This window comes from Hippea alviniae EP5-r (assembly GCF_000420385.1).
Classification (GTDB): Bacteria; Campylobacterota_A; Desulfurellia; order Desulfurellales; family Hippeaceae; genus Hippea; species Hippea alviniae.
The window spans coordinates 860,828-876,050 of sequence record NZ_ATUV01000001.1 but is presented as its reverse complement, the minus strand read 5'-3'; the positions used below and the strand labels follow the sequence as shown (position 1 = coordinate 876,050).

13 protein-coding genes are annotated in these 15,223 nt (G+C 37.8%); all 13 read left to right on the top strand.

Annotation, left to right across the window (positions count from 1 at the left end):
• From rsmH to G415_RS0104565, 13 genes are read left to right on the top strand one after another with little or no spacing between them, the layout of a single operon-like run.
• Positions 1 to 885, top strand: a complete 885-nt coding sequence (gene rsmH, locus G415_RS0104625) for a 16S rRNA (cytosine(1402)-N(4))-methyltransferase RsmH (protein WP_022670434.1) — start codon at positions 1 to 3, stop codon at positions 883 to 885.
• A gap of 1 nt (position 886) precedes the next feature.
• A complete protein-coding gene (locus G415_RS0104620; protein ID WP_022670433.1) occupies positions 887 to 1,201 on the top strand; it encodes a hypothetical protein in 315 nt (104 codons plus the stop codon).
• 56 nt (positions 1,202 to 1,257) lie between these two features.
• A complete protein-coding gene (locus tag G415_RS0104615) occupies positions 1,258 to 2,895 on the top strand; it encodes a peptidoglycan D,D-transpeptidase FtsI family protein (protein ID WP_162138536.1) in 1,638 nt (545 codons plus the stop codon).
• Positions 2,896 to 2,927: 32 nt separating this feature from the next.
• On the top strand, positions 2,928 to 4,142 hold the full coding sequence (locus G415_RS0104610; protein WP_022670431.1) for a peptidase U32 family protein: 1,215 nt from the start codon (positions 2,928 to 2,930) through the stop codon (positions 4,140 to 4,142).
• A complete protein-coding gene (gene rsmD, locus G415_RS0104605) occupies positions 4,123 to 4,656 on the top strand; it encodes a 16S rRNA (guanine(966)-N(2))-methyltransferase RsmD (protein ID WP_022670430.1) in 534 nt (177 codons plus the stop codon). The genes G415_RS0104610 and rsmD overlap by 20 nt, the downstream gene beginning before the upstream one ends.
• Complete coding sequence (gene coaD / locus G415_RS0104600; protein WP_022670428.1) at positions 4,649 to 5,158, top strand: pantetheine-phosphate adenylyltransferase; 510 nt, start codon at positions 4,649 to 4,651, stop codon at positions 5,156 to 5,158. Before rsmD ends, coaD begins: the two co-directional genes overlap by 8 nt.
• Positions 5,155 to 6,357, top strand: a complete 1,203-nt coding sequence (locus tag G415_RS0104595) for a pyridoxal phosphate-dependent aminotransferase (protein ID WP_022670427.1) — start codon at positions 5,155 to 5,157, stop codon at positions 6,355 to 6,357. Before coaD ends, G415_RS0104595 begins: the two co-directional genes overlap by 4 nt.
• 1 nt (position 6,358) lies before the next feature.
• The gene (locus G415_RS0104590) at positions 6,359 to 8,584 is read left to right on the top strand and encodes a tetratricopeptide repeat protein (RefSeq protein WP_022670426.1); all 2,226 of its coding nucleotides are present in this window, start codon (positions 6,359 to 6,361) and stop codon (positions 8,582 to 8,584) included.
• Positions 8,581 to 10,533, top strand: coding sequence for a penicillin-binding protein 1A (locus tag G415_RS09865; RefSeq protein ID WP_022670425.1), 1,953 nt, complete (start codon positions 8,581 to 8,583; stop codon positions 10,531 to 10,533). The genes G415_RS0104590 and G415_RS09865 overlap by 4 nt, the downstream gene beginning before the upstream one ends.
• Entirely contained in the window at positions 10,514 to 11,428 is a 915-nt protein-coding gene (locus G415_RS0104580) for an RluA family pseudouridine synthase (protein WP_022670423.1), read from the top strand. Before G415_RS09865 ends, G415_RS0104580 begins: the two co-directional genes overlap by 20 nt.
• On the top strand, positions 11,425 to 12,651 hold the full coding sequence (locus tag G415_RS0104575; protein ID WP_022670422.1) for a fibronectin type III domain-containing protein: 1,227 nt from the start codon (positions 11,425 to 11,427) through the stop codon (positions 12,649 to 12,651). Before G415_RS0104580 ends, G415_RS0104575 begins: the two co-directional genes overlap by 4 nt.
• Complete coding sequence (locus G415_RS09860; protein ID WP_022670421.1) at positions 12,651 to 13,586, top strand: magnesium chelatase domain-containing protein; 936 nt, start codon at positions 12,651 to 12,653, stop codon at positions 13,584 to 13,586. The genes G415_RS0104575 and G415_RS09860 overlap by 1 nt, the downstream gene beginning before the upstream one ends.
• Positions 13,583 to 15,223, top strand: a complete 1,641-nt coding sequence (locus G415_RS0104565; protein ID WP_022670419.1) for a hypothetical protein — start codon at positions 13,583 to 13,585, stop codon at positions 15,221 to 15,223. Before G415_RS09860 ends, G415_RS0104565 begins: the two co-directional genes overlap by 4 nt.

Genomic DNA, 15,223 nt, shown 5'->3' with positions numbered 1-15,223 from the left:
ATGAAGCACAAAAGTGTTTTGTTAAAAGAGAGTATAGTTGCCATTGAGCCAAAAAGCGGTGGTATATATGTGGATATGACGCTTGGTGCTGCAGGACACACAAAGAAGATTCTTGAGCTCTCTTCTCCCGATGGTGTTGTTATTGCATTTGATAAGGATAAAGAAGCAATAAAGCATGCAGAAGATACACTTAAAAAAACCTACGAAGATAGACTGATTTTGATAAACGACGATTATGCAAATTTAAGAGAGCATTTAGACAGACTGAATATAGAGACAGTTGATGGTGTGATAATGGACTTGGGCGTCTCTTTAGATCAGCTAACATCCGATCGTGGCTTCTCTTTTAATGTTGATGCAGAGCTTGATATGAGAATGGACAGAAGAAAGCCTTTAACAGCAGAGCAGATTGTCAACCATTGGGATTTGGAAGATATAGAGAGAATCTTAAGGGTTTACGGTGAAGAGAAGTTTTCAAGGCGTATAGCAAAAGCAATTGTAAAGAATAGGCCTATAACAAGCACAAAACAGCTTGCCGAAATTATCGAGCTTGCTGTTCCAAGAAATGTGTCAAGAAAAATACACCCTGCAACACGCTCATTCCAAGCTTTAAGAATAGTTGTAAATGACGAACTTGAAAGTCTCCAGATAGGACTGAAAAGTGCTATAGAGAGCTTAAGCCCGAAGGGTGTGGTATGTGTAATCTCGTTTCACTCCTTAGAAGATAGAATTGTTAAAAACATTTTCAGGGATTACAAGAAGGAAGGCATTATAAGGCCATTAACCAAAAAACCCATAACGCCAACGGAAGATGAGATTAAATCAAACAGGCATGCTCGCAGCGCCAAGATGCGATGTGCCATAAGATTACCGCAGGAGGCTTAAAATGATGGACTTTGCACAGGTTAAAATCTTAACTCAAGATAGAGCAAAAGAGAAAGAAAAAGTAAGGTCTGTAGCAATAAACCCGCTTTCAATAGCATCAACTGTAATCATCGCCATTATGATATATTTGATTGGCTATCAGAATATGCTCATATCCGAAGTAAAGCATGAGATAAACATAAAAAAGAGCAGGTTAAACTCATTAATGCTTGAGAGACAGTCTCTTGTAAAAACAGAAAAGTCGCTTCTAAATTCAAAGGCAGTGTTTAAAAACTTCCAGATAGCAGGTCCTGAGAACATAACAATAGTCCATTGAATAGAACCCGTTTTAACTTCGTTCTATTTCTTATAGCTTTGCTATTTTTGCTCGCTTTGCTTAAAGCATTCAATATTCAAATTATAAATAATTCTTACTATAAAAAGCTTTATATAAAATCTATATCTCGAACGATAACAGTCTCAGGGTATAGGGGAATAATATACGACTCAAAAGATAGAGCACTCACCGTCAATTATCCATCATATACGCTTTTTGTTGACCCGTGGTATTTTAATAAATTAAACGAGTTATATAGGGATAACCCAAAGTATCAGGTGAGAAAACAGAATTTTTTTGAGAAACTCAAAAAGATAGCGGGCATAGATAAAAATCAAATTGAGCAGATATTAAAAAGATACCCAGAAAGCAGATTTATCAAGTTGAAAAAGTTAACATTCAAACAGTATAAGGAGCTTTCAGAAAGCTCAAGTTTTATAAGGGCATTTGGTTTCATAAAGCGGTATAGCAGATTTTATCCAGATGGTGAGTTTTCAGCCCATATAATTGGCTTCTGTTTTAAGAACGGTAAGGGAGCAGAAGGGCTTGAAAACTATTACAATCAGTATCTTGCTGCGCCAACTTTGAAGGAGAGTGTCGCATTAGACGCATTTAGAAAACTCAATACGGTTATACTGCCACACGGCACAAACATTCAAATATCAATAAATGAAGACATACAGGATTTTGTGCATAAATCCTTAAAGGAGACGATAGATAAGTTTAAAGCCGAAAAAGGTTCTGTTATTGTTATGAATCCTTACGATGGTAGCATTATAGCAATGGATTCATATCCGTTTTACGATAACAATCACTATTGGGAATATCCTTACAAGGATATAAAAAACAGAGCTGTAAGCGATGTTTTTGAGCCGGGAAGTGTGTTTAAACTGCTTACTATGTCTGCAGCCTTAGACAGCGGTATATTCAAAGGTAATGAGATTATTTACTGTGAAAAGGGCAGGTGGAGAGTAAAAAACAAAATTATACACGATGTTCACAGGTTTAAATACCTAAGCTTTAAAAATGTGTTTGTTTTCTCAAGCAACATTGGAAGTGCAAAGATTGCCTTGAAATTGGGTAAGAAGATATTTTACAGATACCTTTATAAATTTGGTTTGGGTCAAAAAACAGGTATAGATACGATCTCTGAGTCGAAGGGTATCGTTAAGGATATATTCAATGTTGGAGATGTTGATTTGGCAAATATGGCTTTTGGCCAAGGAATTGGTGTAACAGAGATTCAACTTGCAGATATGTATAGTGCGATAGCAAACGGTGGATTTAAGGTAAAACCGCATTTTATTGAGAAGATGTTTAATGATAATAAGGTAATCTTTGAGTTTAGACCCAAAAGAGAAAGGATTTTGAAACCAGAAACCGTCAAAAAAGTAAGAGAGATTCTTAGAGATGTTGTAATATACGGAACGGGCAAAAAAGCTCAGCTTAAAGACTACAAAACAGCTGGAAAGACAGGAACAGCCCAGATTGCAAAAAAAGGCAAATATCAGAAGGAGTATGTTGCAAGTTTTGCAGGCTTTGCGCCTTTTGAAAATCCCAGATTTGTCGTTGTTGTATCTATATTCAATCCAAAGGGAAGCATTTATGGTGGCGAAGTTGCAGCGCCATTGTTTGCAAAGATAATGGAATTTGCTCTTCACTATTACGGTGTAAAACCAGATAAAAACGATTGACCTTGACTTCTCTTTTGCTAAAATCCCTTTCCATGAAAGTCTCAAGTGTTGAGCTTTTGGCACCTGCTGGCAATTTAGAGAAACTGAAGTTTGCCATAAATTACGGAGCAGATGCCGTATATTGTGGATACAAGCAGTTTGGTTTAAGAAGCAGAGCAGGTAATTTAGGAAAGGATGAGTATATAGAAGCATTAAGGTTTACACATAAAGCAAAAAGAAAGCTCTATTTGACTTTAAATTCCTATCTGTTTGATAAAGAGATAGATGAGTTTGTTGATTTTTTAAAGTTTTTAAACAACTACCCGCCTGATGCCGTTTTAGTTAGCGATTTGGGAGTATTGAGTCTTGTTAATGAGTTTACAGAAATTCCCATTCATATAAGCACGCAGGCAAATATAACAAACTCTTATGCTGCCAACTTCTTAAAAAAGTTTAGGGTCGAAAGAGTTGTGCTTGCAAGGGAGTTGACGCTTGAAGATATAAGGAGATTTAAAAAGAGTGTAAATCTTGAACTTGAAGCGTTTGTTCACGGTGCTATGTGTATGGCCTATTCTGGTAGGTGTTTTTTGAGCGCCTATTTGACAGGAAGGAGTGCAAACGCCGGTGATTGTGCCCAAAGCTGCAGATGGAGATATACGGTTATTGAAGAAAAAAGGCCTTCAGAGCCTATGGAAGTTGAAGAGCATCCTGAAGGGACATTTATTTTTAACTCTTGCGATATGTGTGCCCTTCCTATTCTGAATGAGCTTATAGATGCAGGTGTTAGCTCTTTTAAGATAGAAGGCAGAATGAAGAGCGTCTATTATGTTGCTATAACAACGGCTGTCTATAGAGATGCGATAGATACGATTTTAAACGGCAAGGATTTTGAAGAAAAAATAGATTTTTATATGAGCGAGCTGAAGAAGGTTAGCCATAGGCCTTACTCTTTGGGATTTTACAAAGGTGAGCCAAAACAGTATCTAAAGTCTTCTGGATACATACGCAACTGCAAGTTTAAAGGTGTAATACTTGGAAGGGAAGGTGATTTTTACAGGGTTGGTATAAGAAACAGGTTTGAGCCCGGAGAGTATGAGATTTTCTCCTTAGGCCTTGATGTTAGAAGAGTTGTTATAGATGAGATGTATGATGAAGAGTTTAACAAAAAAAGTTATGGAAATCCCAACGAAATTGTGTATATTAGGATACCTGAAAAGGTGGAAAAATTTAGTCTAATTAGAAGGTGCGATGAGAGTAATAGCAGGTAAAACAAAATATAAGAAGCTCTATTTTAAAAGGAATCAGCTTTTAAGACCAACGCGTAGCATCGTCAGAAAGTCGTTCTTTGATACGATGATGGGATTGATTGAAGACAGTGTATTTTTAGACCTATTTGCAGGATGTGGCTCCATAGGGACAGAAGCACTCTCTCGTGGTGCAAAGAAGGTTGTGTTTGTTGATAAATCGAAGGAGAGCATTAGTCTAATCAAGAAGAATGTCAAAGATTTTGAAAATGCAGAAGTGATAAAGAGCGACGCCGTTGACTTTTTAAGTAATCCCGTTCTTAAAGAGATAACCATTGCTTATGTTGACCCGCCTTACGATTATGAGATAAACGAGTTTCTGTTTAAGCTGTTTGATGTGATAAATCCTGAAGCCATTGTTTGTGTTGAGCACGATAAAAAGACAAATCTCTTCGACAGTTTTAGAGATTTTAAGAAGTTTAAGAGTCGAACATTCGGCAAAAATATGCTTGATTATTTTGGAGTTGATTATGAGTGAAGTTGTTGCTATTGTTCCCGGCACATTCGACCCAATCACAAACGGGCATATCGACATTATAAAACGAGCCAAAAATATATTTGACAAGATTATCATAGCCGTTGCAATAAATGCAGGAAAAATCCCTTTGTTTAGCTTTGAAGAGAGAGTTGAATTGACAAAAAGAGTTGTTGAGTCAGATAGCGAGCTTCACGGTATAGAAGTAAAAGGTGTCAAAGGCTTACTTGTTGATTTTGCAAGGCAGGAAAAGGCCAAAGTAATAGTAAGAGGCTTAAGAGCAGTCGGAGACTTCGAATACGAACTTCAGATGGCCTTTATGAACAGAAGACTTAACAGCGAAGTTGAGATGATATACATGATGCCTTACATAAAGTATTCGTTTGTCAGCTCATCGATTGTAAAGGATGTCTTTTTTAACGGTGGGGATATCTCTAAATTCGTTCCAGAAGTTGTAATAGAAGCAATGAGCAAAAAACTTTCCGAAAGGAGTGGAAAAATATGAGCAGACCAAAGCTCAACAGAAGGATAGGCTTAATACAGCCTTCCATGACTATTGGTATCAGTGCAAAGGCAAAGGAGTTAAGGGCAGCGGGTGTAAATGTTATCAACTTCTCGGCAGGTGAGCCAGACTTTGACACGCCTGATAACATCAAAATGGCAGCTGTAAAATCAATTGCTGATGGATTTACAAAATATACGGCGGCTGGCGGTATAAATGAGTTAAGAGATGCTGTTGTTGAGAAAGAGAAAAACAAAAACGGCCTTGAGTATAAAAGGGAGAATGTATGCATATCTGTCGGAGCAAAACATGCTCTATTCAACATAGCTGCCGTAATGCTTGAAGAAGGAGACGAAGTAATAATAATAGCTCCATACTGGGTGACATACGAAGCAATAGTAAGTTATGTTGGCGGAAAAGCTGTTATCGTTAATACAACAGAAGAGAATGGCTTTGTGCCAACTAAAGAGCAGCTTGAAAAGGCTATAACACCCAAAACAAAGATGATTTGGGTAAATAACCCAACAAACCCGACAGGTGCAACATACACGGTTGACGATTTGAAGTTTATCGTTGAGCTTGCCGAAAAGAATGATATATGGCTTGTGTCTGATGAGATTTACGAAGATATCGTATTTGATGGATATAAGCCTGTAAGTATGGCAACATTGAGCGATTACGCATACGAGAGAACACTCGTTGTAAACGGTGTAAGCAAAACATACTCCATGACAGGCTGGAGAATAGGATACACTTGCGGCGATGCAGAAGTTATAGGAGCAATGATAAAACTGCAGTCTCAGAGCACTTCAAACCCAACTTCTATTGCTCAGTGTGCAGCTTTAGAAGCTCTAACAGGAGACCAGGACAGTGTTGAGAAGATGAGAGTTCAGTTTGAAAAGAGAAGGGATTACATTGTCGATGCATTAAACAGCATAGAAGGAATAAGCTGCTTCAAACCAAAGGGTGCGTTTTATGTATTCCCTAACATATCTTCATTCTTTGGCAAGGAGTATGAAGGCAAAAAGATAAACGGTTCTATGGATTTTGCAGAGCTTTTGCTTGAGCATCATCATGTTGCTGTTGTTCCGGGTATTGCATTTGGCGATGATAGATTTTTAAGAATGTCTTTTGCTACGAGTCTTGAAGACATACAGGAAGGCATAAAAAGGCTTAAGGAGTTTGTCGAAAAGATAAAGTGATATGGCAGAAGAAGAGAAAGACCTAAAACAAGATGATGAAGAAGTCATAGTAATAGAAGATGAAGAAGAGCAGCAGGAAGAGATAGAAGAGACCCAGCCCGAAGAGACAGAAGAAGGTGTAGAAGCCGAAGAAGAGAAAGAAGAAAAACAGTTAGAAGAGAAACCCAAAAAGAGCAAAAAAACGCTCTTAATAGGCGGGATAGCAGCAGCTGTTTTGGTTGTTGCTCTCCTGCTTTTTTTCGTTTTTCACAAAAAGAGTCCACAACCTAAACCCAAACCACCACCAAAAAAAGAGATAGTAAAAAAGAAGCCAAAAAAGAAAAAGATAGAACTTCCAAAAGCTTACAATCCGATAGTCGATGTTCATTTCATAAATGCAATGAGACTGCAGGAGAAAGGCAAATACAAAGAAGCTATACAGCAGCTTAAACAGGCAACTGTCGATTTGTATGTCTCATATTACGGCATAGCATATATCTATCTAAAAATGGGCGATGTTGAAAAGGCCAAAGAGTATCTGTTTGATAAGACAAAAGATTATCTTCTGCTTGCCATTCACAACAATCCAAATTACATAAACGGTTATGTTAATCTTTTTAGGATTTACATGGCTTTGAAGGATTATAAAAGTGCACAAAACATGATAGATGAGCTAAAAAGAAGAAAATTGGACTTTAAAGATATACAACTTATGCAGACATATTACGACTATGTTGTTGACAATAAGACAGATGAAGTATTCAAACTTTTAGCCGAATATCCAAACTCTCCACTGCTTCTATCTTTAGCTGGTGATTACTATTTAAAACAGGGAAATGTTAAAGGTGCCTTAAAGTATTTAAAAAAGGCGATAAGTCTGTATCCGATGGGAAGTGTCTATTACAACCTTTCACTTATAGAGACGCAAAATAACCAATACAAAGAAGCATTAAAGAAAGTGCCGAAGATGTATTATATGGACATCTCTAAAATACCATGCAAGAATTATCTTGCCTTCTTTCTGTTGCTAAGGGATAATAAGTTTGAAGCAGCAGAAAAATTTTTAAACTTAAACGATAAGTTTTACAAGGCTTGCTTTGAACACTTCAAGATAATCCCAGAAGTTAGCTCACCACTTACGGTTGAAAGTTATTCAATAAGGCAGAATCTCAACTTTGTTATGGCAGCAGAGATTCTAAACATGTATCTTCAGCCTGTTAGCATACTGCCAGATAAAGCAACGCCAAATCTCCAGCTTGGAGCTGTTTATCAGAGCCTTGGCCTGCCACAAAAGGCGGCTGATGAGTTTATGAAAGCTGCCAAATTTTCTGAAGCCGTTCTGCTTTCTCAATATGCTTCAAAGTTCTTTTTAGAAGGCGACTATAAGAAGTCCCTTCAATATTACAAGCTTGCTTTAAGCAGGGTTCCTTCAAACCCAATTCTGATATACGATGCCGGGGTAATGAGCCTAAAAAACCACGATGTTGATGGAGCAAGTGAGTATTTCCAACGGCTCATCTCAACATATCCACTCTTTCCACTGCCGTATTTGGGTATGTTTGTTGTAAAGCAGGTAAATGGAAAGCATATGGATGCTATGAAATATCTGAACTCTTTTGGTCAAAGGGTTAAGTCGTTAGATGAAGAGTCTCAAGAAAAACTAAAGGATTTGAGCATATTTGCCGATTACATAATCGATAAAGTAAATTTCAACATGGACAGGATAAAAAAGCTAAACGATTACGAAAAGAAGGTGTTTTTACTGTTTAGGGCAGCATTAAATCAGGATACAGATTATCTATCCATTCAAAAACCATTTGAAGAGAGCATGCATATTTACTGGGATGCTTCAAGTTTGGAGACTATCTGCAACTATTTATATAACGAATATAAAAACGACTTCTTAAGAAGGACAATGGCAACAATATATCTGCTTGATAACGAACCGCAAAAAGCGTATGAGTCCATGTATAACATAAAGGTTTACTCTGCCGAAGATTATTACAAGCTTGGTGTTGCATACCTTCTAAGTGGTTATCCAGACATAGCCGACAACTTCTTTACAAAATCAATTCTTAAGGGTGCAAACTTCTTTAACTCCTATGTCGCAAAGGCGATTATTCAAGCTCAAAAGGGCAGTCTTACTGGTATTCAGTACTATTTGAAAATTATCCTAAAAAAGAAGGATAAAATGGCTTGGTTTAACACAGATCTGTTCTTATCTTACAAAATAAGGCTTAAGCAGTGAAAAGAATTTTGAAGGCTTTTTTAAAGTTTCTTCTATACACGATTTCGACTGTTGTCGTTATAGGTTTTATAGCCGCAGGTATATATCTTGCATCTGTTTATATTAGTGTTCGTGGTGATTTTAACAAAATAGTCTCGGTAAAAATGCTACCACTTCCAACAAAGGTTTACTCATCAGACGGAAAACTGATAGCAAGATTTGGTCTGCAAAACAGAATTCCCGTCAAACTCAGCCAAATATCACCCTGGATGAGATATGCTATTTTGGCTGCTGAAGATGCCAGATTTTACGAGCATGGAGCAATAGATATCGTTGGCATAGTAAGGGCGTTAGTTGTCGATATAATGCAGGGCAAGATTATTCAAGGTGGCAGCACAATAACACAACAGCTTGTAAAAAATATCTATCTAACACCTGCAAGAACAATAAAAAGAAAAGTAAAAGAGATAATCTTAGCATACAGATTAGAAAAAGAGTTGTCAAAGGATAAGATATTAGAGCTCTATCTGAATACAGTCTATTTCGGTGATGGAGCATGGGGCGTTGAAGCAGCAGCAAGAACATACTTCAACACACATGCAAAGGACTTAACAATAGCTCAAAGCGCACTTCTTGCAGGACTTGTCGCAGCTCCAAGCTATTACAACCCATACAAACATCCACAAAGAGCGAGAAAGAGAACAATCTATGTTTTAAGAAGGATGTATGAGAATCACTTTATAAGCTTGGCTCAGTATAAGAAAGCAATGAATGCAAAAATAGTTTTGCAGAAACCATCAGCCAATCTATTTGGATTGATTATTGCTCCATATTTCACCGATTACATAAGAACATGGCTTATAAAGAGATATGGAGAAGAGATAGTTTACAAGAGTGGTTTAAAGGTTTACACAACACTTGATACCAAACTTCAGCGCTTCGCATTCATAGCTGTAAAAAGCGGCATATTGTCGCTTAAGAAAAAATACGATGGATTGCAGGCTGCGCTTGTTGCAATGGACCCAAAAACAGGTTTTGTAAAGGCACTTATTGGTGGATTCGACTATTCAAAAAGCCAGTTTAACAGAGCTCTTCAAGCAGAAAGACAACCCGGCAGCTCTTTTAAGCCCATCATCTATCTAACCGCTTTGACGGAAGGTTATCTGCCGGATGATACAATAGCAGACAGGCCTATTGTGTTTAGATTTGACGGGAAGGAGTGGCGCCCACAGAATTATGAAAGGGTGTTTCATGGAACAGTTACACTTATGTATGCACTTGTCCATTCTGTAAATGTTGCAACGATAAACCTTTTAAATGCTGTTGGCATAGGAAATGTCATAAGAATGGCTCATCAGCTTGGCATAAAAGAGAAGATACCTTACAACCTATCAATAGCTCTTGGTTCGCTAAGTGTTAAGCCTATTGAGATGGTTAGGGCATACGCTGCCTTTGACAACTATGGACTACTGCCCAAACCCATTTTTATAACGAAAATAGTGGACAAGTATGGACATGTGATTTATCAGGCAAAACCTATACTCAAACGGGTGTTTGATACAACAGATGGCTATATCTTAACGGGCATGCTTAAGAATGTTATTCTGTATGGAACGGGCAGGGCTGCAAGGGTAATAAAAAGACCACTTGCAGGTAAAACAGGAACGACGAGCAATTACAGAGATGCATGGTTTATAGGCTATTCTCCTTCATTGGTCTGTGGTGTGTGGGTAGGTTATGACGATAACAGAATGATATTTAAGGGTGCAACCGGTGCAAGGGCAGCACTACCTATCTGGATAAAGTTTATGTCTGCTGCTTTGAGTGATAAACCAGTCGAAACTTTCCCAATACCAAAGGGTATAACTCCGCAAATTATTCAGATGCTCTCAAGACCACCTGAGAATCCAGAAGATTTACAAAACAACCAACCCACAATTCAGCAGCTTTATGAAGATGCAATCCAGTGATATCGAAATCCATTCAATTGAAGATATATACATAGGCAAAAGGATAGATAAGGTTATCTCAGAAATCCTTGACATACCGAGAAACCAGATTCAGCAGTATATAAAAGAAGGGTTGATTAGGGTATGTGATAAGACTCCAGAAAAGAGCTATAAACTCAAAAAAGACGACTGCTTAAAAATCACAATTCCACCACCAAAAGAGTTAAAGATAACTCCCGAAGATGCACCGATAAGGATAATTTACGAAGATGAGTGGATAGTTGTGGTTGATAAGCCTGCAGGTATTGTTGTGCATCCAGGTGCAGCAGAAGAGAAGATTAGTGTTGTTTCAGCTCTGCTCTTTAGGGATATAAAACTCTCCAATATTGGTGCACCTTTAAGACCTGGCGTGGTTCATAGAATTGATAAAGATACAAGCGGCATCATCGTTCTTGCAAAAAACGACAAGGCTCATTTTCATCTTGCCAATCAGTTTTTTGTTCACTCCATAGATAGAAGGTATATCGGCATAACGGCGTGTAATATGAAAGCTGCTTCAGGAAAAATAGAGAAGGCAATAGCAAGACATAGAACGAATAGAAAGATTTTTAGTGTATCTGAAAATGGCAAACCAGCTATAACGCATTATAAGGTTTTGAAAAAACTTGAAAATATGGATGTTGTTATGTTTAAATTAGAAACAGGCAGAACTCATCAGATAAGGGTGCATATGAAAGCTATTGGTTGTCCGCTTTTGGGTGATGCAGTTTATGGCAAAAGAAGTAGATTGATAGATAGACAGGCTTTGCATGCGTTTATGTTGAAGTTTAAGCACCCTTTTGATGAAAGGATTATGAGTTTTTACTCTAAACTGCCCGAAGATATGAAAAAAGTAATAGGTGGGGGTAAATCATGAAAAGATTGTTTCTGTTGATGGTTTCGGTTTTATTGCTAACAAGTTGTGCTACATTAAATAGGCAGCCTACGGTTATAACGGATTTGCCTGTTGTTAAAGGTATAACAGCAAAAAGTGGTATAAGGAGCGTTGGTCTAAGCTGGCAGCCTGTTATGGACTCAAGGGTTAAAGGATACCTAATTTACAGGGCACCATCAGAGACAGGTCCGTTTGAGAGAATAGCCAAGATAGATGGGAGACTAAAGACAAACTATGTTGATGACGGTGGATTTTTAAAGCACCTTGAAGACAACACCACATACTTTTACAAAATCGTTGTTTATTCGGATAAGGGTATAGGTCCTTCATCAAGAATTGTTGCGGCTACTACGCTTCCTCCTCCTAAGTCTCCGACTCAGATTCAGGCAACAAGCGGTTTGCCGAGAATGGTTGCAATAAGATGGCAGCCGCCCAAGGATAATACAGTTGTAGCATACAATATCTACAGAAGCACTAAGAAAGATGGGCCTTACAAGAAGATAGGAAGGGTAAATGGTTATGTTAACACACTTTATATTGATAAGGGCTTAAAGGATGGAAAAACTTATTATTACTCTGTGGCAAGCGTTAATTATAAAGGTGTTGAGGGTGAACTTCTTGCAATAGCAAAAGCAACAACAAAGTTTAAGCCATTGCCACCTTCAAATTTAACAGCTACAATAGCCGGTGCTGGAAAACTGAAGATTTTCTGGTGGCCAAGTCCAACGGCCGATGTTGTAAAGTATCGCATCTATAGAAGCACAACCGACAATTATGATACATTCTCTATGGTGGGAGAAGTTCCATCTAAGGATTTGTCTTTTGTTGATTCTGGGCTAAAACCAGGCAAAAAGTATTACTATTACATAACGAGTGTTGATAAAGATGGTCTTGAAAGTAAGCCATCAAAAATTTATGGCTTTATGACAAAACCATTACCTTTGCCACCAACGGGTATATCTGTAAAACAGGTTGGTAAATCTGTTGTTCTTAATTGGGATAAAGGTTCAAATGATACGGTTAAGTATGAAGTGTTTAGAAGACATTTTCTTATCTTTACCCAAAAGATAGCAGAGACAACGAATACCTACTACACAGACAACACCGTCTCGCCTAACACGACTTACTATTATTATGTAAAAAGTGTTGATAAGTATGGTCAGGAGAGTGAACCTTCACCCGAAGTTAAGATAGAAGTTAAATAATGTTCATAAGTTTAAAAAGTGCAGTAATAGAAGGCATAGATGCCATACCTATATCAATTGAGATAGATGCGGCTAAGGGTTTACCATCTCTTAACATAATAGGGCTTGCATCAGGAGCAGCCAAAGAGAGTAAGGATAGGGCTATACATGTGCTAAAGAACAGTGGTATAGAACTGCCGCCAAAAAAGATAACGATAAACCTTGCACCAGCTGATTTAAAAAAGGAGACTTCGGCTGTGGATTTACCTATAGCGTTAGGGCTTGCAAGCATATCTGAGAATTTAAAGATAGATACCGAAGGATTCTTGTTTGCTGCTGAGTTATCTCTAAACGGCATTCTAAGGCCTGTTAAAGGTATTTTTCCTATGGGCGTTTTAGCAAAAGAGAAGGGATTGAAACTTATTGTAAGCAAAGAGAATGAGAAGGAAGCAGCTTTAAGTGGTGTTGAGACTTACGGATTTGATACATTTTCAGAAGTGTTAGGATTTTTGCTTGGTAAGGTAAAGAAAAACAAGAGCAGTTTAAATATTGAGCTTGTAAAAGCTAAAGGTGATTACGATTTGGATTTTGCAGATGTTAAAGGTCAATTCAAAGTAAAAAGGGCTATTACTATTGCAGCAGCTGGTTTTCACAATGTCTTAATGATAGGCACACCGGGTGTGGGAAAGAGCATGATAGCTAAAAGAATTCCGACAATTCTTCCAGAGATGAGCGAAGATGAGATTCTAACAACGACAAAAATATACAGCGTTTGTGGGTTTTTGAATAACGATAACCCAATTATAACAACCAGGCCATTTAGAGCACCGCACTCAGGCTCGAGTGATGTAAGTTTAATCGGCGGCGGATGTAGAATACATTATTTCCTGAGACTCTACAAAAGTTACTGCGACTCTACAAAAGTTAATGAGACTCTCCGCGGGAGGTTTTCATGAACCCTGCGGAGATATTCATAGCTGAACTGTCTCACAATGCTGTTTATTTCATTCCTTTGATCCTAGACTACATAAAACCAAACGACCATAGAAAAACTGGTCACCACTTTAGAGTCCCGTTCATTAGGGAAGATGGTTGTATAAATATCTTAGAAATCCCGATAGAATTACTAAAATTCTACCTACCTTTTCAAAGAGTCCTCTATAATCAGAACTCAGTAAAAATTGAAAAAATAGGAGAAGAAAAAATACTATTCCTTAATATAAGTAGAGAACAAAACAACCCTCAAAAAATATCGCAATTTCCAGAGCTTTCAAGGTATTTCAAAAAGCTTTTAAAGATAAGGAATAAAGATGAAATAGACAGACAATGGGTGGTAAGAATTTCTGTGGATAACAAAAACTACTATTTCCCTTCAACGGTTCTAGGGACATTTTTCTGCTTTTTGTCCCACAAGTTCACCACCAATCTTTTTTCAACAAAACTTTCATGTGAAGTTGAAAAGTATGGTAAAAACCCGCCATTCATTCAATTGAAACCAGGATACTCCAATCAATACAACGAGATAATCTCTCTCTACCTGTATTCAACTAATCTAGAGGCAAAAGAGAATTATGATGCAGTCGCCAGAAAACAGCGTGCAAAAGAATTCTACAGCAAAGAAAAAAAGAAAAAAGAGATCAGATACGCTTTTAAGTTTCCATTTCCAACATCTGGAGACTGGGAACTCAGAGCAAGGGTGATCCCTGTGACTGCAAACTCCCTCTTTGTGGCGGAAATTCTATACGTAAACACCGTAAAACTGCTTAAGACAGAATTTGTTGAAGTTAGAACGAGAAGCTCAGTAAAAGGGAAAAGACTGATCTTCTCACCTAAACCGCTGACAAAGTCCAACACGAACAACGTCTACAGCACCTCTGAATATCTAAATGCAAGGGAATACCCTGAAACCATCCATGTTACATTCACATCCCCTCCAGCCGGCAGCTCAGTGAAGATAGTTAAGAAGATCATCAAAGACAATTTTGAGGAGGCCGTATTTGCCCCATCAATAACGAGAGGCGAGGAGGTAAAAAGATTAAGCAACGTTCAGGATCACGTAAAAGAAGGCAAAGCCAAAAGAGTGAGGTCGCAAGCCAAAGAAAAGCCAACCAAAGACAAGAATTCAAGAGTATTTGATCTTGAGACGGTAAGAAAACTGATGAATCACGTTGCTTTGAGTCTCGGCATTAAAATGGAATACAGGGAATTCACCCCTGAGATCTTCATAAAAGTTTCAAAGAAGAATATTCCCAAACTCTACTATCCAAAGGAAGGAAAAAGAAGAGTAGGGGTGTTCTATGCCGACTTGCTAGATGGGAAAAAGATGACGGCAATATTTGTTGATCAAAAATCCCAATCACAGGAAAATTACATAACATCCCCCATACTTATAGGAGAAAGATACTTGGGATTTCCTGATGAGATAGAACGCTTTTTCAAAAGCTTTATGGAGATAAGTAGAAAAAGTTTCAAGGTTTTTTGCAAAAGAAGAGGATTCGATATTTATTACAAGAAACCTTTGCAGGGAAACAACAGAAAGGATTGGGAAAACTGGGTAAAAACAACTGTGCAAATATTGACGAAAGGGGGTTAA

What these genes read in the sequence shown, in the direction of transcription:
- rsmH (WP_022670434.1), top strand. Translation starts at nt 1, where the DNA reads ATGAAGCACAAAAGTGTTTTGTTAAAAGAGAGTATAGTTGCCATTGAG.
- coaD (WP_022670428.1), top strand. Translation starts at nt 4,649, where the DNA reads ATGAGTGAAGTTGTTGCTATTGTTCCCGGCACATTCGACCCAATCACA.
- G415_RS0104580 (WP_022670423.1), top strand. Translation starts at nt 10,514, where the DNA reads ATGAAGATGCAATCCAGTGATATCGAAATCCATTCAATTGAAGATATA.
- rsmD (WP_022670430.1), top strand. Translation starts at nt 4,123, where the DNA reads ATGAGAGTAATAGCAGGTAAAACAAAATATAAGAAGCTCTATTTTAAA.
- G415_RS0104595 (WP_022670427.1), top strand. Translation starts at nt 5,155, where the DNA reads ATGAGCAGACCAAAGCTCAACAGAAGGATAGGCTTAATACAGCCTTCC.
- G415_RS0104575 (WP_022670422.1), top strand. Translation starts at nt 11,425, where the DNA reads ATGAAAAGATTGTTTCTGTTGATGGTTTCGGTTTTATTGCTAACAAGT.
- G415_RS0104610 (WP_022670431.1), top strand. Translation starts at nt 2,928, where the DNA reads ATGAAAGTCTCAAGTGTTGAGCTTTTGGCACCTGCTGGCAATTTAGAG.
- G415_RS0104620 (WP_022670433.1), top strand. Translation starts at nt 887, where the DNA reads ATGATGGACTTTGCACAGGTTAAAATCTTAACTCAAGATAGAGCAAAA.
- G415_RS09860 (WP_022670421.1), top strand. Translation starts at nt 12,651, where the DNA reads ATGTTCATAAGTTTAAAAAGTGCAGTAATAGAAGGCATAGATGCCATA.
- G415_RS0104565 (WP_022670419.1), top strand. Translation starts at nt 13,583, where the DNA reads ATGAACCCTGCGGAGATATTCATAGCTGAACTGTCTCACAATGCTGTT.
- G415_RS0104590 (WP_022670426.1), top strand. Translation starts at nt 6,359, where the DNA reads ATGGCAGAAGAAGAGAAAGACCTAAAACAAGATGATGAAGAAGTCATA.